This window comes from Mucilaginibacter sp. P4_E8 (assembly GCF_056401495.1).
Genome location: NZ_JBFUJG010000077.1, coordinates 1 through 24,702, shown reverse-complemented (window position 1 = coordinate 24,702; position 24,702 = coordinate 1). Strand labels below are relative to the sequence as shown.

At 42.5% G+C, this 24,702-nt stretch carries 16 protein-coding genes; all 16 read left to right on the top strand.

Annotation, left to right across the window (positions count from 1 at the left end; translation table 11 throughout):
- Positions 1 to 152: 152 nt before the first annotated feature.
- Entirely contained in the window at positions 153 to 1,670 is a 1,518-nt protein-coding gene (locus AC1DRQ_RS21345) for a glycosyl hydrolase family 28 protein (protein WP_477426739.1), read from the top strand.
- A 59-nt stretch (positions 1,671 to 1,729) separates the two neighbouring features.
- Entirely contained in the window at positions 1,730 to 3,328 is a 1,599-nt protein-coding gene (locus AC1DRQ_RS21340) for a hypothetical protein (RefSeq protein ID WP_477426738.1), read from the top strand.
- Between the two features lie 21 nt (positions 3,329 to 3,349).
- Positions 3,350 to 4,960: a hypothetical protein gene (locus AC1DRQ_RS21335; protein ID WP_477426737.1), complete on the top strand. Its 1,611-nt coding sequence runs from the start codon at positions 3,350 to 3,352 to the stop codon at positions 4,958 to 4,960.
- Positions 4,961 to 5,052: 92 nt separating this feature from the next.
- A complete protein-coding gene (locus AC1DRQ_RS21330) occupies positions 5,053 to 7,083 on the top strand; it encodes an alginate lyase family protein (RefSeq protein WP_477426736.1) in 2,031 nt (676 codons plus the stop codon).
- An 83-nt stretch (positions 7,084 to 7,166) separates the two neighbouring features.
- On the top strand, positions 7,167 to 7,445 hold the full coding sequence (locus AC1DRQ_RS21325) for a recombinase zinc ribbon domain-containing protein (RefSeq protein WP_477426735.1): 279 nt from the start codon (positions 7,167 to 7,169) through the stop codon (positions 7,443 to 7,445).
- A 267-nt stretch (positions 7,446 to 7,712) separates the two neighbouring features.
- Complete coding sequence (locus AC1DRQ_RS21320; RefSeq protein WP_477426734.1) at positions 7,713 to 8,582, top strand: alpha/beta hydrolase; 870 nt, start codon at positions 7,713 to 7,715, stop codon at positions 8,580 to 8,582.
- 22 nt (positions 8,583 to 8,604) lie between these two features.
- Positions 8,605 to 9,900, top strand: coding sequence for a CitMHS family transporter (locus tag AC1DRQ_RS21315; protein WP_477426733.1), 1,296 nt, complete (start codon positions 8,605 to 8,607; stop codon positions 9,898 to 9,900).
- Positions 9,901 to 11,235, top strand: coding sequence for an acyclic terpene utilization AtuA family protein (locus AC1DRQ_RS21310; RefSeq protein WP_477426732.1), 1,335 nt, complete (start codon positions 9,901 to 9,903; stop codon positions 11,233 to 11,235).
- A complete protein-coding gene (locus AC1DRQ_RS21305; protein ID WP_477426731.1) occupies positions 11,225 to 11,530 on the top strand; it encodes an AtuA-related protein in 306 nt (101 codons plus the stop codon). Before AC1DRQ_RS21310 ends, AC1DRQ_RS21305 begins: the two co-directional genes overlap by 11 nt.
- Before the next feature lie 793 nt (positions 11,531 to 12,323).
- The gene (locus AC1DRQ_RS21300; protein WP_477426730.1) at positions 12,324 to 12,905 is read left to right on the top strand and encodes an RNA polymerase sigma factor; all 582 of its coding nucleotides are present in this window, start codon (positions 12,324 to 12,326) and stop codon (positions 12,903 to 12,905) included.
- Positions 12,906 to 12,980: 75 nt separating this feature from the next.
- Positions 12,981 to 14,138 (top strand): FecR family protein, encoded by a 1,158-nt coding sequence (locus tag AC1DRQ_RS21295; RefSeq protein WP_477426729.1) that lies wholly within the window; start codon positions 12,981 to 12,983, stop codon positions 14,136 to 14,138.
- Positions 14,139 to 14,368: 230 nt separating this feature from the next.
- Positions 14,369 to 17,860 (top strand): TonB-dependent receptor, encoded by a 3,492-nt coding sequence (locus tag AC1DRQ_RS21290; RefSeq protein WP_477426728.1) that lies wholly within the window; start codon positions 14,369 to 14,371, stop codon positions 17,858 to 17,860.
- 30 nt (positions 17,861 to 17,890) lie between these two features.
- Positions 17,891 to 19,549 carry a RagB/SusD family nutrient uptake outer membrane protein gene (locus tag AC1DRQ_RS21285; protein WP_477426727.1) on the top strand — a complete coding sequence of 553 codons (1,659 nt, stop codon included), beginning with the start codon at positions 17,891 to 17,893 and terminating at the stop codon, positions 19,547 to 19,549.
- A 104-nt stretch (positions 19,550 to 19,653) separates the two neighbouring features.
- Positions 19,654 to 22,845 (top strand): beta-galactosidase, LacZ type, encoded by a 3,192-nt coding sequence (gene lacZ / locus AC1DRQ_RS21280; protein ID WP_477426726.1) that lies wholly within the window; start codon positions 19,654 to 19,656, stop codon positions 22,843 to 22,845.
- 25 nt (positions 22,846 to 22,870) lie between these two features.
- A complete protein-coding gene (locus tag AC1DRQ_RS21275) occupies positions 22,871 to 24,349 on the top strand; it encodes an alpha-L-fucosidase (protein ID WP_477426725.1) in 1,479 nt (492 codons plus the stop codon).
- 42 nt (positions 24,350 to 24,391) lie between these two features.
- The coding region (locus AC1DRQ_RS21270) for an alpha-L-fucosidase (protein ID WP_477426724.1) at positions 24,392 to 24,702 on the top strand (311 nt) is incomplete at its 3' end.

Genomic DNA, 24,702 nt, shown 5'->3' with positions numbered 1-24,702 from the left:
TTAGCATATTTTACACTATATACCCCCTTTATTTGACCTGGTAACCACCCTCTATTGGTTTTTTTTCAAAGCAATTTAGCATTGGAAACATTCGATAAGGTAACTGAACCTTACCGGAATCATCAAAATTTTATCTTTTATATAATCAACTAATGAAGAAAAACTTTCTGCTTATTTTAATGATCTTTAATATCTGCTTTTATGCCAAAGCAGAGCTGATTACCTACAAAGCCCCTGAAGGTATTGTTTTAAATAAAGACTTTAAGATCACGGTAAAAGAACCCGGGCATCAGTACCTGCCGGTACCAGCTTATAATGCATCAGTGACCGAAGTCGTTGGCACGACAAATACAGTTCAATATACAGCTTTTGGTTATTTCGACTTTTCAGGTAAGGTGGAAGTAACTGTTACCTATCAAAAGGGCCCGATCCAACATGTTAAAATAAGGCCATCTGCCTATGGAATTACACCTAAGATTGCAGGAAATACCATTGTTTTTTCTTTAACTGAACCTCGTAATATTTCAATAGAGGTTAATGATGATATTTTTCATAATCTCCAATTGTTTGCCAATCCAATTGAAACAGAAAAGCCGTCATGGGCCGATCCGGATGTTATTTATTACGGCCCTGGGTTTCATCAAATAGGTGTATTAAAAGTCCCATCCAACAAAACAGTTTACATTGATGGCGGGGCTATTGTTCAGGGACAATTGCTGATAAGCCGGGTTGAGAATGTTCGTATAATGGGCCGTGGTATATTAACGCAGTTACCATTAGTAAATTCAGCGGAAAAGGCTGCTCCAAATGCACCCAAAAAGGAACAGCGCGGGCGTAATGACCAGATCACCATTGAGTACTCCAAAAATGTTGGAGTAGATGGGCTTGTTGTAATGCCACATAAATATAGTATACTCATTGGGCAATCAGCCGGTGTAAACATCAGTAATATCAAGTCATTTAGCTCAGAAGGAAACGCTGATGGAATAGATGTATTTTGCAGTTCCGATATTCTTATCAGCCGGGTATATATGCGAAATTCCGACGATTGTGTGGCTATATATGGGCATCGCTGGGAATACTACGGAAATACAAAAAATATTACCGTTCAAAATTCAACCCTTTGGGCTGATATCGCTCATCCTGCACTTATCGGCACCCATGGTGATACACCTCATCCCGACACACTGGAGAAAATTAAATTTATCAATGTAGATATTCTTGACCAGCATGAAAACCAAATCGACTATCAGGGCTGTATGGCCTTAAACGCGGGCGACAATAATTTATTGAGGGATATCACCTTTAACAATATTCGTGTTGATGATATCCGGAAAGGGCAGTTAGTGAATATGCGTGTTATGTATAATCAAAAGTACAATACCTCCCCAGGTAAAGGAATTGAAAATATATATTTTAAAGATATAACCTACAATGGTAACAAAGCTAATCTCTCCGTCATTGCGGGTTATGACGAAACGCGGGGTATTAAAAATGTACTTTTTGAGAACCTTAAGATCAATGGGAAAGTAATTGCGGATAATATGCCCGGTAAGCCCGGTTTTTATAAAACAGGTGATATGGCTAATATATTGGTTGGTGAACATGTGGAAGGCCTCAGGTTTATTCAAACTCCGGTGAATCCTGTCGATAGTTCAGGTTCAAAATGAAAAGGTATCCGATATTTGCTTTCCTAAGTATACTGCATATTTGTTTATTATTCCATACTGTGGCTATTGCTCAGAACGCGGTATGGCAATGGTCGGTACCGGTAAAAGGTGCTAAGGACAATAGTGGCAAAGCAAGGGCATTCTTATGGATACCACCTGATTGCAAAAAAGTAAAAGCATTCCTCTTCGCGCAAAATAATATGGAAGAACAATCCATATTGGAGAATGCTAATTTCAGAAAGGAGATGGGAAAGCTTGGTTTTGCTGAAGTTTGGGTAAGTCCGGCATATGATCTTTTATTCCATTTCGATCAGGGTGCCGGCAAAACTTTCAATAATATCATGAATGAGCTGGCTCAAGTATCTGGTTATTCCGAACTCAACTACGTGCCTTTTGTTGGTTTAGGGCATTCTGCGGCGGCAAGCAATCCCTATTATATGGCAGCATGGAATCCTGGCAGGGCACTGGCTGCCATTTCAGTTAGTGGGCAATGGCCATATTTCAGACATCCTTCTTTTGCTCCCGATATATGGGAAAACAGAACTGTTGATTATATCCCATGCCTGGAAACGATGGGTGAATATGAAGCGGCCGATAATTGGTCGGCAGAAGGATTAAAGGAAAGACAAGCCCACCCATTGATGCCGCTGAGTATGCTGGCTTGTCCGGCTGAGTTTCATTTTGCAAGTACTGGTAGTAAGGCGGCTTATATCGCGCTCTACTTAAAAAAAGCGGTTCAATACCGTATGCCTAAAAATACCCTCGATGGACAAGCGCCAAAACTAATACCCATTGATCCCACCAAAACAGGTTGGCTGGTTGATAAATGGCGCTTTGATCAGACCCCTGTAGCAAAACCGGCACCAATTGATCAATATGGGGGCGACCGGACACAGGCATTTTGGTATTTCGACGAGGAACTGGCTAATGCAACTATAGCTTACCAGGCCCGGTACCGTAACCAAAAGCCACAACTGATTGGTTATACACAACATAGTAGACTGTTGGAACAGCATAATGTCCATCAGCAGTTTAACCTAAAGTTTGAAGCAGAGGCCGATGGCGTTACTTTTAAGGTGCATACTGCTTTCTATGATACGGTTCCTGGCGGCAGTCCAAGACCCGCGGGCTGGGCCCATATGCAAGTTGGGGCGCCTATCGGGCATACTGAAAGCAGTTCCCCTATTACTGTTGACCGCATTACCGGGCCGTTTGTTAAAATCAATGATTCCACATTCAGGGTTCATCCCCAAAAGGGATTCTATGAATCTACACATAGTTATGAATTGTGGTTTTCGGCCAGCCACCCGGGCGATAATGAACATAAACCAGCAGTGCAGCAGGCTTTAATGTCCATACCGCCCAGGAATACACAAGGGAAAGAACAGCATATCACTTTTTCGGCTATACCGAATCAACGCTCCAATAAAAAGGGGATAAAACTGAACGCTGTGTCAGATGCCCATGTTCCTGTTGGCTTCTATATACAGGATGGCCCTGCAGAAATAATAGGTGACCGTTTAAATCTCACCGTAATACCGCCACATAGCAGGTTTCCGGTAAAAGTAACGGTAATAGCCTGGCAATATGGCAATAGCAATGAACCAAAGCTACAGACCGCAGAGCCGGTTGAGCGCGTATTCTGGGTGACTAAATAATTGAAATTAATTGTAATCGCCATGCCCCTTAAAATCGCTCTTTTGCTACTGGTTGTTTTTGTATCGATTAGTTGCAAAGCCCAGGATAGTCCCGAAAACCATGTTTACCAATATAGTGTAAAGGTTGGCTCCCGCAGTGCTTTTCTATGGATTTCGCCAAATTGCAAACAAGTAAAAGGGGTAATTATATCGCTGGCTAATTTATTGGAACGTAACTGGCTGGAGGATTCGTTAATACGGCGTACAGCAACAGCAATAGGTTTGGGTATCATTTGGGTTGGACCTGCCCAAAGAGGTGATCAATCTTTTACGGCTGATATGAAACCCGGTATGGAAACCATTTTTCAGCAAATGATGGATGATTTGGCCCGGGAGTCTGGCTATCCGGAACTAAAAAATGCTCCGGTTATACCTATGGGACACTCGGCCAATGGGCATTTTGCATGGACCTTCGCCAACGCGCTGCCTGAACGTACCATTGCTTGTATCCCGGTTAAAACTATACCATTACCAGATTCATTGAAGTTTAAAGACATTCCGCTTTGTTATGTCGTAGGAGAAACCACGGAGTGGCCCCAATACCGTGTGCCCGATCCGGCAACCAAACCGGGCGACCGTGATTTTTACTGGCCGGTAGTCAGACAAACGGCTTTGGCTTTACGCCGCCAGGATGCCGATAACCTTATTGGTGTAGTGACCGATCCAGGTGGCGGGCATTTCGACTGGTCAGCGCATCTGGCAAAATTTATTGCGCTGTATATTCGTAAAGCGTGTCGGTATCGTTTACCAGATCAGGGGCAGGCTGCTTTAAAGCCAGTTAAAAGATCATCCGGCTGGTTAACCGGTACGGGCGGTATGGAAAAGGATGATTTTGAACCCGCCTCCTATGGATCATTTAAGGGTGGAAGCACAAATAGCTATTGGTTTTTTGACCGGGAAACGGCGATGGCCGCAATTAAGTTTGAAGGTAATCGTGTAAAACGAAAAAGGCAAATGCTGACGTTTATACAGGATGATCAGTTACTGCCCGTAGCCAAATTGGGTTACGCTGCTTTGAATTTTGAACCGGAAGAAGACGGTGTTTCTTTTCAACTAAAAGGAGGTTTTTTACCAGAAATGCCCGCGGAACTTATTGGCGCCGGCCAAAAACTCGGGCATGCATCCGGGCCTATTAATTTTAGAGTGATTGCAGGTCCTGCGATACAAACCGGTCCGTCCTCATTCCGGCTACAGTTTGACCGGACAGGAATGGGCGGTGAGCTTTGGATACAGGAAGAAAATGCAGGCGATGCGGAATACCGCCATTCAGTACAGCCTGGTAAAATGACCATACCATCCAGCTTAACTGTTGGTAAGCTCCAAAAAATAACATTTCCTCAACTACAGAATGTGAAAAATGATGTAAAAGAACTGGCCTTATGCGCCACATCAGATTCAGGGTTACCTGTTGATTACTATATCATCTCGGGACCTGCATATATAGAAAATGGTGTGATTAAATTTACACCAATTCCGGTTAAAAGTAAATACCCGGTAAAAGTGAACATCGTAGCTTATCAGTGGGGAAGGATGACGGAACCTTTGTACCAATCTGCTGAGCCTATAGAGCAAACCTTTTATATCACCAGATAATACAATGGGCTTATGCGCACTTTACCGGAAAGCAAAGGCGAAATAGATTTAAGAATCAATATTTTATAAAATACAGTATCATCAAAAAAATTATGGATTATATAAAAGGAGTGTGTTTATTTCTATGCGTTTTTTTATTTGTATGCCTATCTGATGAGGTAGAAGCACAATCGTTCATACATCCGGGATTACTGCAAAGCAAACAGGATATAGAGCGGATGAAAACAGCAATAAAAGAGAAACAAGAACCGATATATAGTGGTTTCCTGGTTTTTCAGGCACATCCACAATCACAAAGTTCCTATCCTATTCAAGGGCCCATGGAAATGGTCGGCAGAAACCCAACTATTGGACAGGGTGTTTATGATGCGGATGCTAATGCGGCTTATCAGAATGCATTAATGTGGGCGCTAACAGGCCAGCAGGAGTATGCAAATAAAGCTATCCAAATTGTTAATGCATGGTCGTCAACATTAAAATCGATCACTGGACGAGACGCGGTTTTGATGGCGGGGCTTGGCCCGTTTAAAATGGTGAACGCTGCCGAGATACTGCGTTATACCCATTCAGGCTGGTCTGTGGCGGACATTGAAAATACAGAGAAGCATTTTCGCAAGGTCATCTACCCAGTGATCAAGGATTTTGCGCCCTTTGCTAACGGTAACTGGGATGCCGCTGCTATGAAAACTATGATGGCGATCGGTGTTTTTTGCAATGATCGCCCCATATTTGAGCGGGCCTTACACTATTATATTAATGGTGCGGGCGATGGTAGCCTGTTTAATTATATTATTAATGAGGCCGGGCAATGTCAGGAAAGCGGAAGGGATCAAAGCCATACCCAGTTGGGTATAGCCCATTTAGGTGATTGTGCTGAAATGGCATGGCACCAGGGATTAGATCTATATGCTTATGCAGATAATCGATTACTAAAAGGATTTGAATACACTGCCAAATATAACCTGGGGCAAGATGTGCCTTTTACCCCGGCTATGGACAAGACAGGCAAATATTTGCATCAACAATTATCAACTGAAGGCAGGGGACGACTTAGGGCGGTATATGAACAAATCTACAATCACTACGTCAATCGTATGGGTTTAACTGCACCCTATACCCAACAGGCGGCAAAAAAGGTCAGGCCGGAACAGCAGGGGCTTCCCGGTGCCGATCACGTAGGATTTGGCACGCTGCTTTACTCCAGAAAAACCGCAACAGGTCGGGAAGATGGTACCTATATTATACCGGTTTCCCCAGCTGGTTTATTGGCTAAAACTTCATTAGCCAGTGGTAATACCATAACCTGGGTAACCACAATCGGAGCGAATTACTATGCTATAAAAAGAGCGGAACAGAAAAACGGACCCTATACGATCCTGGCAAATAATATCACCAAGCCATTGTATCAGGATAATACAGCATTAAAGGGCAAAACCTATTATTATGTTGCTTCCTCGTTTAATAAATCCGGTGAGAGTGCAAATGCTTATCCGGTTAGTATTACTACGGGTTTTCCAGCTAATTGGCATCAGGCAGATATTGGAGATAACGCAGGACAAAAAAGTACCGGGAGCTTTGATGGCCAGCAATTTACTATAGAAGCTGATGGAATGGGAATTGACAGTTTACATAATGAGTTTAAATTTATTTATACGGCGTTGAACGGCGACGGGACGATCACAGCCCGGTATGTTCCGCAGATCAGCTCACAGTTTACCAGTTTTGGACTGGTTGTGCGGGACGGGTTGACAGCCAATAAGCCGCAAGTGGCCTTGATGGTAAGGCCCGAATTATCAGGGCAGCCAGAGGCTCCCCATTGGTTCACCAGATTATATTCATGGACGGCCCCGGAGAATACGAGGAAAACTGTTGCCTCAAGCCAGGTTCTTGCAGCACCGCTAGTCACCTTTAGTCGTTTAACGGGGTATTACTGGCTTCGTTTACAACGAAAGGGAAAGGAACTGTCTGGCTATTCCTCCATTGATGGAAGGAGCTGGGTGAAAATTGGTTCCATAGTGTTGCCCATAAGGAAACAAGTTTTACTGGGCTTAGCAGTTGCATCAGGTTTAGAAACAGTATCCGCTACAGTTTATTTCGATCAGGTAGATTTAAAAAAAAGATGATCGTTCCCTCATGGCAATGGTAATTTATAAGGTGTTTCGGCTCTATCGGGTCACGAGAGTTACTCAGGCCACTTTCCTGACCAATGGAAAATTTACAAAAGGATTTGGAACTCCTATTTTGCCGGCCTTTAAACCCTTTTGTCTTGCCATCTTCCATATTTGAGAAAATGAAGCAATTGCCATTAAGAGGATTCTTAAAATGTTCGAGGTGCGGAAGAACACTAACGGGAAGCCCATCTAAAGGTAAAACGCAATGGTATTTCTATTATCACTGCCAATCTTCGTGTCGGTTTCGCTTAAATGCGGATTGGGTCAATAGTTCGTGTCCAGTCATGGCACTCAAAAGCCTATCAAGAAAATGAGAGACTTTTTTAAATAAATCTAATTAGGTTTTTCTTTATTGTGTTATATTTACACATTGACTTTTAAGTTGTCAGGAAAATAAACCATTCAATCCACTTAATACGCCTTATTAAAATACAAGATGCCTAAAACAATGAGCATGTTTTGGAATAGCCTATTCCTGTTTCTGGCATGTTTGTTATGTTTTTTCGTTTTTTTTCCGAGGCGAAAATCATGAGGCTTGCCATCGCCAAAACAGATAAAAGCAATGTTAACACAATAGAATTATGAAAAAAGCTTTCTACATTATCTCCCTTATGATGTTCAGCAGTTTGTGCTCATTTGCCTCCAAAGTGGATACAATTGAGATATCAAGCGCTGCTATGACTAAAACATTTAAAGCGGCCGTTGTATTCCCTGACGCTTATGCAAAAAGTAAAACCACTAATTTTCCGGTCTTGTACCTATTGCACGGTGGTTACGGACATTTCAACGACTGGCTGCTGAAAACCCCGGATAAAATGCTGGTCAGGAACCTGGCAGATCAGTATAACATGATCATTGTGATGCCTGAAGGCGAGATATTCAGTTATTACATTGATAGCCCGGTTGATCCGAAAAGTAAATTTGAAACGTATATCACCAAAGAGGTCATTTCATTTATTGACAGTAAATACCGGACGGTGAAAGATAAAAAGGGGAGGGTGATCACCGGTTTATCCATGGGTGGCTATGGGTCGTTATATCTTTCAACTCGCCACCCTGAGCTGTTTGCTGCAGCCGGAAGCATGAGCGGTGCGCTCGACCCTAATATGACAACCTGGAAACTGGAAAAAGAACGGTTTGACATGCTTACCAAATATGTAGGTGCGATATTCGGCCCTTTTGATGCAGAAGCATATTTGAAGTATTCTGTCGTAAATATGGCTGATCAGATCAAAAAAAATGACATGCCGCTTGTGATGGATATTGGTGTAGACGATTTTCTGCTGGAACCCAATCGCGAATTACACCGAAGACTTGTTTATAACCATACGCCGCATGATTACACCGAACGCCCCGGCGGCCATACCTGGGAATTTTGGCAAGCAGCCTTGCCGAGTCATTTATTATTCTTTAGTAAGGTATTAAAAGCTAATAATACCGCTGTTCAATAATTTAGTTTCAGATAAAAATTAAATGCTGTCACTGCTCGGATTTTTAACCATTTGCGTCTTTTTAGGATTGATCCTGACGAAGCGCCTGTCTGTACTGCTTGCGCTTATCCTGGTGCCAATCGTATTTGCACTCATTGGCGGCTTTTGGCCAAAGGAGATAGGTGAAATGGTATTAGGAGGGATCAAACAAGTAGCACCAACCGGTATTTTGCTGATATTTGCGGTATTATATTTTAGCCTGATGATAGATTCAGGATTGTTTGATCCGGTGATCCGGGGCATTATCAATGTCGCCAAAGGCGATCCTCTCAAAATCACTTTGGGCACCGCTATTTTATCCATGCTGGTTCACCTTGACGGTGATGGAACTGCGACTTTTATGATCACCATTACCGCGCTTTTCCCAATTTATAAAAAATTAGGAATAAAAAAACTGATACTTCCCTGTATTGTAGCGCTTAGTGTAGGAGTAATGCATCTGGTGCCCTGGTCGGGGACTGTGGCAAGAGCATTGACTGTTATGAAAACCGATCCAGCCCACTTGATCGTCCCTATACTTCCATCGATGATAGCCGGAATACTTTGGGTGCTTTTCGTGGCTTTCCGGCTTGGCAAAAAAGAACGTAAAAGGCTGGGCATCGTTCATCTTGATTATAACCATTACCAGGAACTTTCTGACGAACAAAAGGAAAGTCGACGGCCGGCGCTATTTTGGTTCAACGCTGTTTTAACTGTTATTTTGATCGCGGCGCTTATTTTGTCGCTGGCTCCGCCTTCAGCATTATTCATCATCGGTTTTGCTGTTGCTTTGTTGGTCAATTATCCATCCCAGGCCGAACAAAGAAAAAGGATTCAGGCACATGCTGCCAATGTTTTTTTGGTTTCCATCATAATTTTTGCGGCCGGGGTATTTTCCGGGATCCTTACGGGGACTAAAATGATCGATGCCATGGCTTTGTCGATGGTTTCCATTATCCCCAAAGAGCACGCGGGCTACCTGCCTGCATTGGTCGGGGCTACCAGTATGCCATTGAGTTTGATTTTCACACCTGATGCTTATTACTTCGGCGTTATCCCGGTTTTAAAAACGGCTGCTACACATTATGGGTTAAATTCTATAGAGATAGGACGGGCGGCTATTTTAGGGCAGATGACCACCGGGTTTCCGTTAAGCCCTTTAACCGCCTCAACTTTTGTGCTGGTGGGATTGTCAGAAGTGGAATTGGCTGATCATCAAAAATTCACCTTTAAATGGGCGTTTGGTACAACATTGGTAATGACACTCATAGCCATATTAACCGGAGCGATAAGCATATAAATGAAGCAAAAAGAAAAAATACGTATAGGCTGTGGGGCCGGCTTTTCGGGAGACCGGCTGGAACCTGCTGTTATTCTTGCCGAAAAGGGAGGGCTTGATTATTTAGTTTTAGAATGCCTGGCGGAACGGACGATCGCCCTGGCGCAAAAACGTAAAGCAGCAGACCCCGCCCAGGGTTATGATCCGCTATTACAGCGTCGCATAGAACAGCTGTTGCCATTGCTCAAAAAAAATAAAATTCGTCTCATCACTAATATGGGTGCGGCGAACCCGGTAGCAGCAGCGGATAAAGTTATTGAAATAGCAAAAATACAAGGGATCTCTATTAAGGTAGCAGCAGTTATCGGCGACGATGTTCTCGAATGTATCAGCGGCGATGAAATTGCTATGGAAACAGGAAATCCTATTTCCTGGTCAGGACAAGTTGTTTCGGCCAATGCCTATTTAGGGGCAGATGCTATTTTGCCGGCCCTGGAAACTGATGCTGATATTATTATAACCGGGCGTGTTGCCGATCCTTCCTTATTTATTGCACCATTAGTACATGAGTTTGGCTGGTCTTTAGATGATGCCGATATTATTGCCAAAGGAACTGTGATAGGCCACCTGATGGAGTGTGCGGGACAGATAACCGGAGGTTACTTTGCAGACCCGGTTAAAAAGCCAGTCGAAAACATGAGCACATTAGGGCACCCTTTTGCAGATGTTTACCGAGATGGGAGGGCAGTTATAACCAAAGTTGACGGAACCGGAGGCCATATAACTTTAGCTACCGCTAAAGAACAATTATTATACGAGGTAACAAATCCCAGTCAGTACATTACACCAGACGTTGTCGCTGATTTCACCACGGTGTATCTGAAGCAGATGGAAAAAGACTGCATAACAGTTACCGGTGGCAACGGCAACAGAAAGCCGCCTACATTAAAAGTCAGCATTGGTTACGCGGCAGGTTTTACGGGCGAAGGCGAGATTACTTACGCGGGGGTAAGTGCGTTGGAAAGAGCCCGGTTAGCGGGCGAAATAATCGGGCAACGTTTAACAGATCGGTTTCCAGGTTTAAGAGTTGATTTCATCGGCCATACATCGGTGCACCCAACTTCGCTGGCAAATCAGCATAAACCATATGAAGTGAGGTTGCGCGTAGCCGGCAAGGCGGTAACAGCTGATGAAGCAGCTATTATAGGCGAAGAAGTTGAGGCGCTTTATACCAATGGACCCGCTGGTGGCGGTGGTGTGCGAAAATATGTAAATGAGGTGATAGGCATCGTGTCAATCCTGATCGATAGAAACAAAACAAAGTCATCAGTAATCGTGAAAAGTTATGAGCATTAGACTTTATGATATAGCACACAGCCGTGCGGGTGACAAGGGAAATACACTTATCTTGTCGTTGATCCCTTACGAAGAAAAGGATTATGAATTGCTGTGTAATTTAGTGACTGCGGATAAAGTGAAGGAACATTTTAAAGAGGTGATATACGGTGAGGTTGTCCGATATGAGTTACCCAATATTTCTGCCCTGCAATTCGTATGTCAGCAAGCTTTGGCAGGCGGGGTTACCACGTCTTTAGTTATGGATACGCATGGCAAAACGTTAAGCTATGCACTGCTTGAAATGGAAATCTAATATCATGTAAATTGCGCTATATTTTTTGAGTTTCCGGTATGACATTGCTACTTGTCCGATTATTAATACCTATTAGGTATGAATTTTCAATAAAAATAGTTGCATGATCTTTGATTTATCGTCAACTCTGTAAAAAGCAATTTAACCTGAAGATAACGATGGAGATTGCAATCATTGTCCGCCAGATACTGGCTGGACAAGCTGAAATCCACACCTGGCTTTACGGCTTCCAACTACAAAAATTGCATGGATTACTCTGGCTGTAGGGTAATGTTTTTTAGACAGCAAGTAGCCTATATGCGCAAAGTCATGCGGGAATACCTGTTCCAAGTTTGAAATAACAGCACGAGATAACGTCTTCAGCCGATTACATCAATCAGTCTGTAATACTGGTACATTAGCTTAGGATACCCGCTGTTCGAATGGTATCACATGTGGTTTGCCGTTTACGCTGCCTCTGTAGATGCAAGATATGATAGGTCACACAGAGCGGGAAATTATTTGAACACATTTATGGGTTTTTGACTATTGTAGAGCGGATTTTAATAAAATATGCTGATAAAATTGGGAGAGAAAGGTGAATAATTGCTATAATTTTTCCTTTAGAAAGTGTTCAAAAAAATTAACATGTTGAATTTTTTAAACATCTTAAATTTTGCAGCTGTAATTAATGTTTAGTTGCTTTTAATTACATCTTCATATTCTATATACGCCTTTTATCATTATGTAGTATAAAGAATTTGTATTTTAAATTTATATTAAATTATCGCTACATTCGCTTTATAAACCCATTATGTCCCCTAAATGGCTAATTGTTGATCAAGAATTAATTGCGCTTTTAAGAGAAGGCAATAGGGAAGCATTTGCCGAAATTTACCAGCGTTACTGGACAATAATGTATATGCACGCTCTAAAAATGCTCAGGAGCGAAGATGATGCCAGGGATGTAGTGCAGGAAATATTCACCTCGTTATGGCTAAAAGGTCAATCTATAAATCCTGATGTTAATTTAGCCGGATACCTTTTTATCTCCACAAAAAACAAAGTGCTTGACCTCATAGCGCAAAAACGGGTCAGGATGGACTATTTGGGCTCATTAGCGGCATTTGCCGAGGCACATAATAATGAGACATTGACGGATATTGAAGAAAAAGAACTAATGCAAGCCCTGCAAAGGGAAATTGAGCAATTGCCTGCCAAAATGAAACAGATATTTGAAATGAGAATAAACAGGCACCTTACCTATAAAGAAATAGCCGACGAACTGAATATATCCGACAAAACCGTCAAAAAACAGATCAGTAACGCCATCGGGATAATCCGTCCTAAACTTCACCATCTTTCGGTCGTTGTTTTATTGTTATCAAAACTGTAATTTTTATTTTTTTTCATTTTATCTACTACTTCCCCTCCTGGTAGCCGTTTACTTTAAATAACAGCTAATAAAACCATGACCAGGGAACAAGCACAGGAATTACTGACTAAATATCAACTCGGCAAATGTACACCTGATGAGAAGATCCTTTTGGATCGCTGGTATTTTAATGAAGCTGCCAAACAGGCGGTTCCCGACGCACCCCAGCATCCTTTAAAAGAGGAGCAACTGATCTGGAACAGGATACTGAAGGAAATTCCTCTTGACAAAAAAGTACGCCATTTAAAAAAATGGCATTCAATTGCTGCAGCCGCGGCAGTTCTCTTCTTCCTTTCTTTTGGTATTTATTTCTCATCGAAAAAAGCAGTAATTACTAATAAAGTAACCCAAAATCAACCATTAAAAAATGATATAGCGCCTGGTGGTAATAAAGCCATTTTAACCCTTGCCAATGGTAGTCAAATTATTTTAACAGGAGCTAAAAACGGAACCATTGCACAACAAGGTTTAGTAGCCGTTAATAAAACAGCCGATGGCCAAATTATTTATAAAAACGGCCAGGACTCATCTGGTTTAGGCGAAACTGCCAACAAAGTAACTATGAACACCATGACCACCCCGCGCGGCGGTCAGTACTGGGTTGTACTACCCGATGGTAGCAGAGTATTACTTAACTCCGCCTCTTCATTAACCTATCCAACATCATTTAGCGGGAATGAACGTAAAGTTGAGCTTACAGGCGAAGCCTACTTTGAGGTGGCACATAACCCTGCTAAACCATTTAGGGTAAACAGTAACGGGCAAACTGTTGAAGTATTAGGAACTCATTTTAATATCAATGCCTACAATGATGAAGCGGCCATTAAAACTACCCTTTTAGAAGGCAAGGTGAAAGTAACCGATAACGCGAAGCAAAAGGTTCATTTCTTACAGCCCGGTCAGCAGGCTGTTTTTAACGCGCAAACCTTTGAAGTAAACCCGGTTGAAACAGATGGCATTGTAGCATGGAAGAACGGACAATTTGTGTTTGATGGAGATAACATACAATACATTATGCGTATGGTATCAAGATGGTATGATGTTGATGTGACCTATAGCGGTGCAGCTCCTGATGATATTTTTGGAGGCTCAGTTTCGCGGTTTGGTAATGTATCAGAGGTGTTAAAAACCCTGCAATTAACAGGAAAGGTCCATTTTAAAATTGAAGGACAAAAAATAATAGTATCTAAATAACCAATTAGAATTAATTCACCAAATTATAAACCCAAAAATCAAAGTGCTTATGAGGAAGACATTACCAACGTAATATTAAAACCACCATTAAAGGGTACTCAAAAAAAACGTGAAGATGTACCACCACCTTCACGCCAAATGCCTGGGCTAACCCTTCCTGTCCGTCAGTCGACGGAAAGAAATTAATTATAGGTCAATAAAATCATGTTTAACCCAAACCATACAAAAGTATGAAAATATATGCTTTTAATACAGGTATGCCAAAATTGTGGCTGCCTAAAAAGTTTTTATTAGTTATGAAAATAACTACGCTTCTTATAATAGTTGCCATCATGCAGGTCAGCGCTACGACCTTCGCACAAAAGATAAATCTTTCTGAAAATAATGTGCCTTTAAAAAAGCTATTTAAGGAGATCAAAAGACAGAGCGGTTACAATTTTGTGTATACTGAAGGTATGCTCAAAGATGCTAAACCGGTCAATATTCACCTCAACGGAACTATAGATCAAGTACTTGATCAGATTTTTTCAGATCAGCAGTTAACCTATACCATCACTAATAATACAATTGTAGTAAAGGAAAAAGAAAGGGTTCGGGCCGCTGCCGCCATTCCCATTACGGTAAGTGGAACAGTCACTGATGAAAAAGGAGAGCCCATGCCCGGCGTTACAGTAACTATAGTAGAAACCAAAAAGTCGGTATTTACCGATAATAATGGTCATTACAGCCTCACTGCCGACAGTAAACAAACGCTGGTGTTTTCTTTTATAGGGTATAAAAAATTGAGTGTTCCTATCAATAACACCCCGCTTATCAATATAACCATGGAGCCTTCATTAAAGGACCTGACCGAGGTGGTTGTAGTGGGGTACGGTACGCAAAAGAAAGTAAACTTAACCGGTGCGATAGCCAGCGTTGGAAGCGAAAAATTAGATAGCCGCCCGATTGTAAACCTCGGGGATGGATTAAATGGACTTATCCCCAATTTGAATGTTAACATCAATAATGGGCAACCCGGAACCGGATCAAGCTTTAATATCAGGGGATATACAACCATTGGCGCAAATTCGAGTTCAGCGCCATTGGTGCTGGTTGATGGTGTGCAGCGCGATCCTAACCTGATTGATCCGAATGATGTGGCAAACGTTACGGTGTTAAAGGATGCTGCATCTGCTGCTATTTATGGCGGCCGTGCAGCGTATGGAGTCATCCTGATCACTACCAAGAATGGTAAAAAAGGGGCCATGCAGGTAAGCTACTCGGGTTCATATACTACATCAAGGCCCACCAAAATGCCAGCTTATATTAACTCACAGGAATATATCGATATTTTTAACAGCGCACAAAGAACAGGAGCAAAAAGCGGCGGCTACACCTCAAGCGAGCCATTTACAACGCAGGATTCAACCATGATTTCGGCCTATTTCAAAGACCCTGCTCATAACCCGTCGGCATATGTTGATCCGGGTAATCCGTTGCGGTACAAGTACGTAGGTAATACCGACTGGATCAAGGTGCTTTACCCCGGCTGGGCGCCGCAACAACAGCATTATCTGTCTGTTTCAGGAGGCGAAGGTAAAACAACCTACTCCGCCAACATGGGGTACTTTACACAGGATGGCTTAGAGAAAGTGGCCAATCAGGTGTACAAAAGATATACGCCAACCTTAAAGGTAAATTCAGATGTTACCAAATGGCTTACATTCAATTTGAATATGTCCATGACGCATACAGATAATAACCAAAGCGCTTATACAAACCAATCCAACCAGGGTGGCGCGTGGATTCCCACTGATCTTCGTCCGGTAATGCCGGTTTATAATCCGGACGGTCATTATTCAGGACAGGGGAATTACACCAATCCGGTAGCTGTAATTGCGCAGAATGGCAGGGACATTGAGTCGCAAAATGATTTCTGGACAACAGGCCGCATTATATTAAAACCAGTTGATCACTTAACCATAACATCTGATTATACCTGGAACAGCTTTACCGCTTTTGACAGGTTGCAGCTTATTCCATTTAATGAATATGGCGTTGATGGAGCTTTCCTGAACGTGTTTCCCCATACTAACCCATCAAGAGTGTCAGAATACAGGCATAATGACAATTATAATGCTTTTAACGCTTATGCTACGTACGAAAACACTTTTAATGCCAAACACTATTTTAAAGCGCTGGCTGGTTATAATCAGGAATACTTTCACTATGTATTAAGTAATGCTACTGCCAGAAATCTCATAGACCCTACATTACCGGCTATAGGAACCAATAATGACCCTAAACCAGTTGTTGGTGGCACAGAAACCCAATCAGCCCTCATCGGTTCTTTTTTCAGGTTGAATTACATTTATGATAAAAGATATTTGTTAGAAATTAACGGCAGATATGACGGTACTTCCCGTTTCCCGGCCGATCACCGCTATGCTTTTTCACCGTCGGTGTCAGCAGGCTGGAACATTGCCGAAGAATCTTTTATGCAGGGCACCAAGAATATAATTAATGAGTTAAAATTAAGGGCTTCTTACGGGCAATTGCCAAATCAACAGATCCAATCCGGGAATGTATCATCCGGAGCACAATATCCTTATATCGCTACACAGGGGGCTGGAACGGTGGATTATTTATTCAATAATCAGCCGGGTGTAACTGTTGGCACCCCCGGGTTAATAAGTAATGACCTTACCTGGGAAAAAGTACAAACCAAAAATATCGGACTCGATTACGCCATATTAAATGACAAGCTGAGCGGTAGTTTTGATTATTTTATAACCGACACCAAAAATATGCTGGTTAACGGACAGCCATTACCAGCCGTTTTAGGAACCGGGGCACCATTAAAGAATGCCGCTAACCTGCGTACCAAAGGCTGGGAATTAAGTGTAAGCTGGAAGGATCGCATGTTTAACAACCAGTTGTTTTATAATGTAACACTTGGTCTGTCTGATGCTTCAAGCACCATTACTAAGTATGATCTTAACCCTAATCTTAGCATAGGTAGTTATTATCCCGGCCAAAAATTAGGCAATATATGGGGATTTGTAACCGAAGGCTTTTATAAAACGGATGCCGAAGCTGCAATGGTTGATAATTCTGCCATAGCGGGTTATACCTGGCTTGCCGGAGATTTAAAATATGCCGACCTGAACCATGACGGAAAAATAAGCAGGGGCAGTAGCACACTTACCGATCCGGGTGACCAAAAAATCATAGGTAACAATACTCCCCGGTACAGGTTTAGTTTTAATTTGAGCCTGGCTTACAAAAACTTTGATTTTACATCATTTATTCAGGGTGTATTAAAAGCCGATTTTGCACCAACTGATTATGTGTTTTACGCATTCCAGGGAAATGAATGGAACCTGCCTTATAAGTACGCCACAGATTACTGGACGTCTCAAAACACCAATGCTTATTTCGCGCGCCCCAGGTTTAATGGTTCCGGAAATCAGCTAACGCAAACCAAGTATCTGCAAAATGCAGCATATGCCAGAATCAAACAGCTAACATTAGGCTATACACTGCCAAATCAATTGCTAAGCAAGTTAAGCATTAAAAAGCTAAGGGTATATGTAACCGGTGCTAACCTTTTCACCATCACCTCTCTTTTTAAAGGGTATGATCCTGAAATTGCAACTAATGGCCAAATCAATGGTAACAATATTTTTCAAACATATCCTATAAACAAGTCAGTTTCTTTTGGCTTGCAGGCTACTTTATAAAAAATATTAAAAAATATAATCATTAATAAAATGAAAACTAAACACATTATATACATGATATTTTTTGCACTGATAGCTTTTGCTTCATGCAAAAAGGATAGCTTTCTTAACCGCAGTCCGCTGAGCGATATCAGTCCGCAAAATTTCTTTAAAAATGAAAGTGATCTGCAGGTTTATTGTAACCAGTATTATTCAGGTTCAAATTTGCCCGTTCAATATTTTGTGAACCAGGACGATGATTCTGATGATAAAACTAATCTATCAATGAACTCGTTTTTGGCAGGCACTTACACCGTGCCAACAACCGGCGGCGGATGGGATTTTAGCTTTATCCGTACCTGTAATTTTTTCCTGGCCAATTATTCAAGGGCCACTATCAGCGATGATATAAAAAACATATACGTGGGAGAAACACTGTTTTTCAGGGCAAATGACTTCTGGAAAAAGGTGAAAACTTTTGGTGATGTACCTTATGTAAACAAATACATTACCGATACCTCAAAGAGTGTTTTGTATGGCACCCGGATGCCGCACAAACAAGTGATGGACTCAGTATTGAAAGATCTAAACTTTGCTGTCGAACATCTGCCTGTTAACGCAGCCGACGGGCGCCTGAACAAATACATGGCGCTTGCCTTAAAAGCCCGTATTTGTTTGTGGGAGGGAACTTACCGCAAGTATTTTGGCGTAGGTGATGAGGCCACTTATTTACAGCAGGCTACCGACGCGGCCGAGCAGATCATAAACTCGGGCCAGTTTGATATTTATAGTACCGGAAAACCGCAAACTGATTACTATAACCTGTTTATACAGGATGAGCTAAAAGGCAATCCCGAGGCTATTATGCCTATGCGGTACCTTACAACGGTATTGACAAATAATTTCGACAGGCAATTGGGCGAAGCCGGCGATGGTTACAGTAAGGATTTTGTGAGATCATTCTTATGTACAGACGGGAAACCAACCTCCCTGAGCCCATTATACAAGGGAGATAATATGCCTGATGATGAAGCCACCAACCGCGACCCTCGTTATAAGCAACAGATAGCAACAAGAGGGTTCGACTTTTTGAATGGCGATCTCATTACATTGCCCCGTATCGGCACTTCTGTTACTTCTACAGGTTATCAACCTATCAAGGGCCGCTCTTCAAGTTTGGCCGCGTGGAATGCGAGTCAGTCAACATTTGATGTGTTTATTTTCAGGTATGCCGAAACATTGCTGATAGAAGCAGAAGCGAAAGCTGAATTAGGCCTATGCACCCAAACAGTATTAGATAACACCATCAATAAATTGCGCGATAGGGTTGGTATGCCGCACATGGTTATTGCTACCCTGGTTAAGGATCCTAAATCTGATTTTCCTGCCTTGCCGGTACTGATAGATGAAATAAGGAGGGAAAGACGCATTGAATTAGGAGCAGAAGGCTTCCGTTTTGATGACCTGCACAGGTGGCACGCCGGTACGCTGATCAACAATCCCGAAACGGTTTTAGGTATGAAACTTACACCGGCACTAAGGGCACAATATCCAACAGACCAGGTGAGCAGCATAGTGGTTGATGCCAATAATTATATAAGGGTGTACCCTGGCTTTAGCCGTACCTGGAATGATAAGTTATACTTATATCCTTTACCAATACAGGAGCTAACACTAAATCCCAATTTGAAACAAAATCCGGGTTGGTAATTAGCGTTCACAATTCATAATCATCCTTTACCCTTGATACTGCTGATGTGCAAACAGCTATACTGTTTGTGCATCAGCAGGTTGTTGCCGCAAAACTAATTTAAATGAAGAAAACTATATATATATCCATATACCTGTTGCTGGGTTACATATCCACAATTTTTGCACAAATACCTGATTGGGAGAATGAAGCGGTATTTGGCATCAATAAGGAAACCACACATGTAACTTATATACCTTATGCAGGTACAAATGAAGCTTTGAAAGGAGTGTCAGAAGCCTCGCCTTATTATTTTACGTTAGATGGCAGCTGGAAATTCAACTGGGTAAAGCAGCCCTCAGAAAGGCCGCAGAATTTTTACCGGAATGATTTTAACGATGGCGGGTGGAAAACAATCCCTGTACCGGGTAACATGGAAATGCAGGGTTATGGGACCCCCATTTACACCAACTTTATTTATCCCTTTCAGCCCGTACCGCCAAAAGTAATTAGCCGGTCGCCACCTGATTGGACGGTGAGCAAAGAGCCCAATCCGGTAGGCTCCTATAGGCGCAGCTTTGATATACCTGCAAGCTGGAACGGTAAAGAGATGTTTGTACATTTTAACGGCGTGCAAAGCGCATTCTATATCTGGGTGAACGGGCAAAAGGTAGGCTATAGTGAAAACAGCATGAGCCCAGCCGAATTTGATATCACCAGATATGTAAAACCAGGCAAAAATAATATAGCGGTTGAAGTATATAAATATAGCGACGGAAGTTACCTGGAGGACCAGGATATGTTCAGGTTCAGCGGAATTTTCAGGAGTGTATTTGTATTTGCTACCCCCAAATTGCACCTGCGCGATTACTTCATGCAATCTGATCTGTCGGCTGATTTTTCATCAGCCAGATTCTTGGTTAAAGCCGCTGTAAAAAATGACGGAGCTAAAAGATCAGCAGGAGGTACACTGGAGGTAAATATATACCAGACTGATGGTAAACTATTGAACGGATCTGTCTTTATTACACAGGATCTCGCCTCAATTAATGCTGGTTCAGAAAAAAGTTACCAATTGGCCGGTAACATCAGCCATCCGCAGCTGTGGTCGGCAGAAACGCCTAACCTGTATAAGGTTGTTTTTACGCTGAAAGATAAAAAAGGCAATATACAGGAGGTGTTAGCATCGGAGTTTGGCTTTCGTAAAGTGGAGATCAAAGACAGTCGCTTGTTTGTAAACGGGAAACCTATACTACTAAAAGGTGTTAACCGCCACGAAGTACATCCCAAATATGGCAAAACCATCCCGCTTGAAACCATGATCACGGATATCAGGCTGATGAAACAATACAATATCAATACGGTTCGTACCTGTCATTACCCGGATGATCCGGCCTGGTATAAGCTCTGCGATGAATATGGGTTATATGTTATAGACGAAGCCAACCTGGAGACCCACGGCATGGGCGACCAACTGAGTCGCGACCCCAAATGGAAAGCCGCTTATATTGACCGCGAAGTAAGGCTGGTGGAGCGGGACAAGAACCATCCATCGGTGATCATCTGGTCGATGGGTAATGAATCAGGCGGGGGCGAGAATTTTGTATCAGGCAAAGCAGCCATCCTGAACCTTGATCAATCGCGCCCTATACATTATGAAGGGCAGAATGAGGTAGCCGATATAGAATCAAGCATGTACCCATCTATCGGCGACCTGACAAAGGAAGGTGAGAAAGTATCCCCAAAACCATTTTTTATGTGCGAGTATGCACATGCCATGGGTAATGCCATCGGCGACCTGAAAGAATACTGGGATGCTATTGAATCGCACAAACGATTGATAGGGGGCTGTATCTGGGAATGGGTGGACCAGGGAGTGAATAAAGCTATCCCCGGTGATACTTCAGGTAAAACATTTTTTGCTTACGGCGGCGATTTTGGCGATAAACCCAATGACGGCACATTCAGCATCAAAGGACTGATCACATCAGACAGGCAGGTTAAACCCGAGATAGAAGAGGTAAAGAAAGTTTACCAGTACATCAGTATAAAAGCAGCGGATATATTGCAGGGAAAAATAAGCATCACCAATAGATACGCCTTTATTAACCTGAACCAGTTTGACCTTACCTGGTCGCTGGCTGCGGATGGCAAGGTGATCCAATCGGGCACATTGCCTGCTTTAAATCTGCCTGGCGAACAAACAACAACTATCCGGATCCCTTACATCAAACCCGCCCTGTTTGCTGGTGCGCAATACTGGCTTACCGTATCATTTAAGCTGCGCGAGGATAATGTATGGGCAAAGCAGGGACATGTAGTGGCCTGGGAGCAGATGGCAGTTCCTTTTGAAACACCTGCCATACCTGTGATAAATACAGCGAGGATAACTGATATGGATCTGAAACAGGATGACCGGCAGGTAGCTATCTACGGCAAAACATTCCATGTGGTATTTGATAAAACGGCCGGGACTATAGCCTCTTTAACCTACGGAGACAGGACAATTATCAGCAATGCTCAAAATGGCCCCATGTTTAATCTTTACCGCGCCCGTATGGATAATGACCGCACCAAAGAACGCGGCCCTTACATTGAATGGACAAAAGCAGGTTATGACAGTTTACAGTACACCCTTAAAAGTTTCAACCTGAACAAAAATGACAATAAACAGGCAACCATAACAACGATTACAGATGCGGTAACACGTTCAGGCTTTAAAATAACCAGCACGATCACCTATACAGTTTACGGAAATGGCTTTATCAATGTAGCGGCTCAATTCAGCCCTGGTAAAAACGATCTGGATATTCCGCGTTTGGGCTTGCGTATGTTTTTAAAGGAAGGACTGGAGAACGTGGAATGGTATGGACGTGGGCCGCACGAAAATTATTCGGACCGGAAAGAATCTGCAGCGTTTGGGCAATACCAAAGAACAGTAAGCCAGATGCTTGAACAGTATGAGCGGCCACAGGGTATGGCAAACCGGGAAGATGTACACTGGCTTAAAATAACCGATGAGGAAAATAATGGCATAGAGATAGTTGCCAATGGTAAACTGAACTTCACCACGTTGCACTATACTGATCAGKATTTGTGGAAGGCAGAACATTTGTACCAGTTAAAGCCCCGCAAAGAAACCGTATTAAGCTTGGATTATGAGCAATTGGGGATAGGCAATGCTAGCTGCGGGCCAACCCCGTTGCCGCAATACTATATTCCGGCCAGTCCGGCCAGTATTTCATTTAGTATCCGTCCGTACAGCCCTATTGTTGGAGATGCAAATGATTATGCAAAACCAGTAATAAAGAAATAAAGCCAATCATTTAAAATAGATCAGCATGAACTTTATACAAATAAAAAAGCATCTAACCTTTATTGCGGTAATTGGTGTTTTAATTCCGTTGTCTGTAAATGCACAAGTAGCCCCAACGCCTGTTGGGCCCGTACCTAATGTCAGGCAAATAGAATGGTACCATCGCGAAATAATAGCTTTCTTGCATTTCGGGATGAATACATTTGCCAATGTTAATGAGGGGGATGGAACAGCAAGTCCCCGGTTATTCAATCCTACAGCATTAGATTGTAACCAATGGACAAGCGTACTCAAAAGCGCGGGAATTACCACTGCTATTTTTGTTGCCAAACATGCAGATGGTTTCTGTAACTGGCCAACTGCACATACCAATTATTCGGTAAAAAATAGTCCATGGAAAAATGGTAAAGGTGATGTTGTAAAAGAGTTTACGGATGCCTGCAAAATAGCCGGAATAAAAGCGGCAATATATCTTGGGCCATATGACAGGCACGATTCCCGATATAGAACACCCGATTATAGCGATTATTATGCCGGCCAGCTATCTGAGTTGTTAAGGAACTATGGGCCGATCTGGGAAATATGGTGGGACGGCGCGGGTGCTGATCAACTTACAGAGGCTTATTATCAGCGCTGGGCAGATACAGTGCGCAAACTGCAACCCAACTGTGTTGTTTTTGGGACTAAGAACTCTTACCGCTTTGCAGATTGCCGTTGGGTTGGAAATGAGTCTGGTATATCTGGTGATCCATGCTGGTCAACCATTAACCCCACTTCTATCAGAGATGAATCTGAGCATATTGCTCAATTAAACCAGGGCGAAATTAACGGCAGTGCCTATGTACCGGCCGAAGTTGATGTCTCTATTCGTCCAAGTTGGTTTTATCACCAGGAGGAAGATGCCCATGTGAAAAGTGTTGCTGCATTATGGGATCTTTATTTCAATTCTGTAGGTCGCAATAGTGTGCTATTATTAAATTTTCCGCCTGATAAACGAGGGTTGATCTCGTCTATTTATGCGCAAAGAGCTGATAGTTTACACTATTTGATTAATGGTACCTTTAAAAAAAACCTTGCCGGCGGTGCTACTATCAAATCGCTTCATCCCCGTGGAGGGAAATTTAGACCATCTAATATGGTAGATAACAGTGAAAATACTTATTATGCAACAAGCGACAATAATGCTACTGATACCATAACTTTTAACCTTGGTTCAAAGAAAACATTTGATGTATTAATGCTGCAGGAGGTTATAGAACTTGGTCATCGCACTACAGGGTGGTCTGTCGACTATTCCGCAAATGGAAAAGATTGGACTCCCATCCCCGAAGCAACAGAAAAACAGTCTATAGGTTATAAATGGCTTATAAAATTTAAGCCTGTAACAGCATCAAAAGTCAGGTTGCGTGTCACATCAGGCAAGGCATGTTTAGCAATTCATACATTTGGTATTTATAAGCAGCAATCGTTAAAACCAGATGCTACCAATTTCAGTGGTCTATAGCCTAAATAATAAAAAACATACCATTTTTAAAATAGCATATCTATGAAAAGAATATTGACTCTCTTGTGTTTACTGACTGTATCGGCCGCCATATTTGGGCAGCAGTCACCAAAACCTTACGGCGTGTTACCAACTCAAAGGCAATTAAAATGGCACGAAATGGAGATGTATTGCCTGATACACTTTGGCGCCAATACTTATCTGGATCATGAGTGGGGATACGGCGACGAAGATCCCAAACTGATCAACCCCACACAGTTTAATGCTAAACAAATTGTTGGGGCGGCCAAAGCCGGTGGTTTTAAGGGGATAATTGTGGTAGCCAAGCACCATGATGGCTTGTGCCTTTGGCC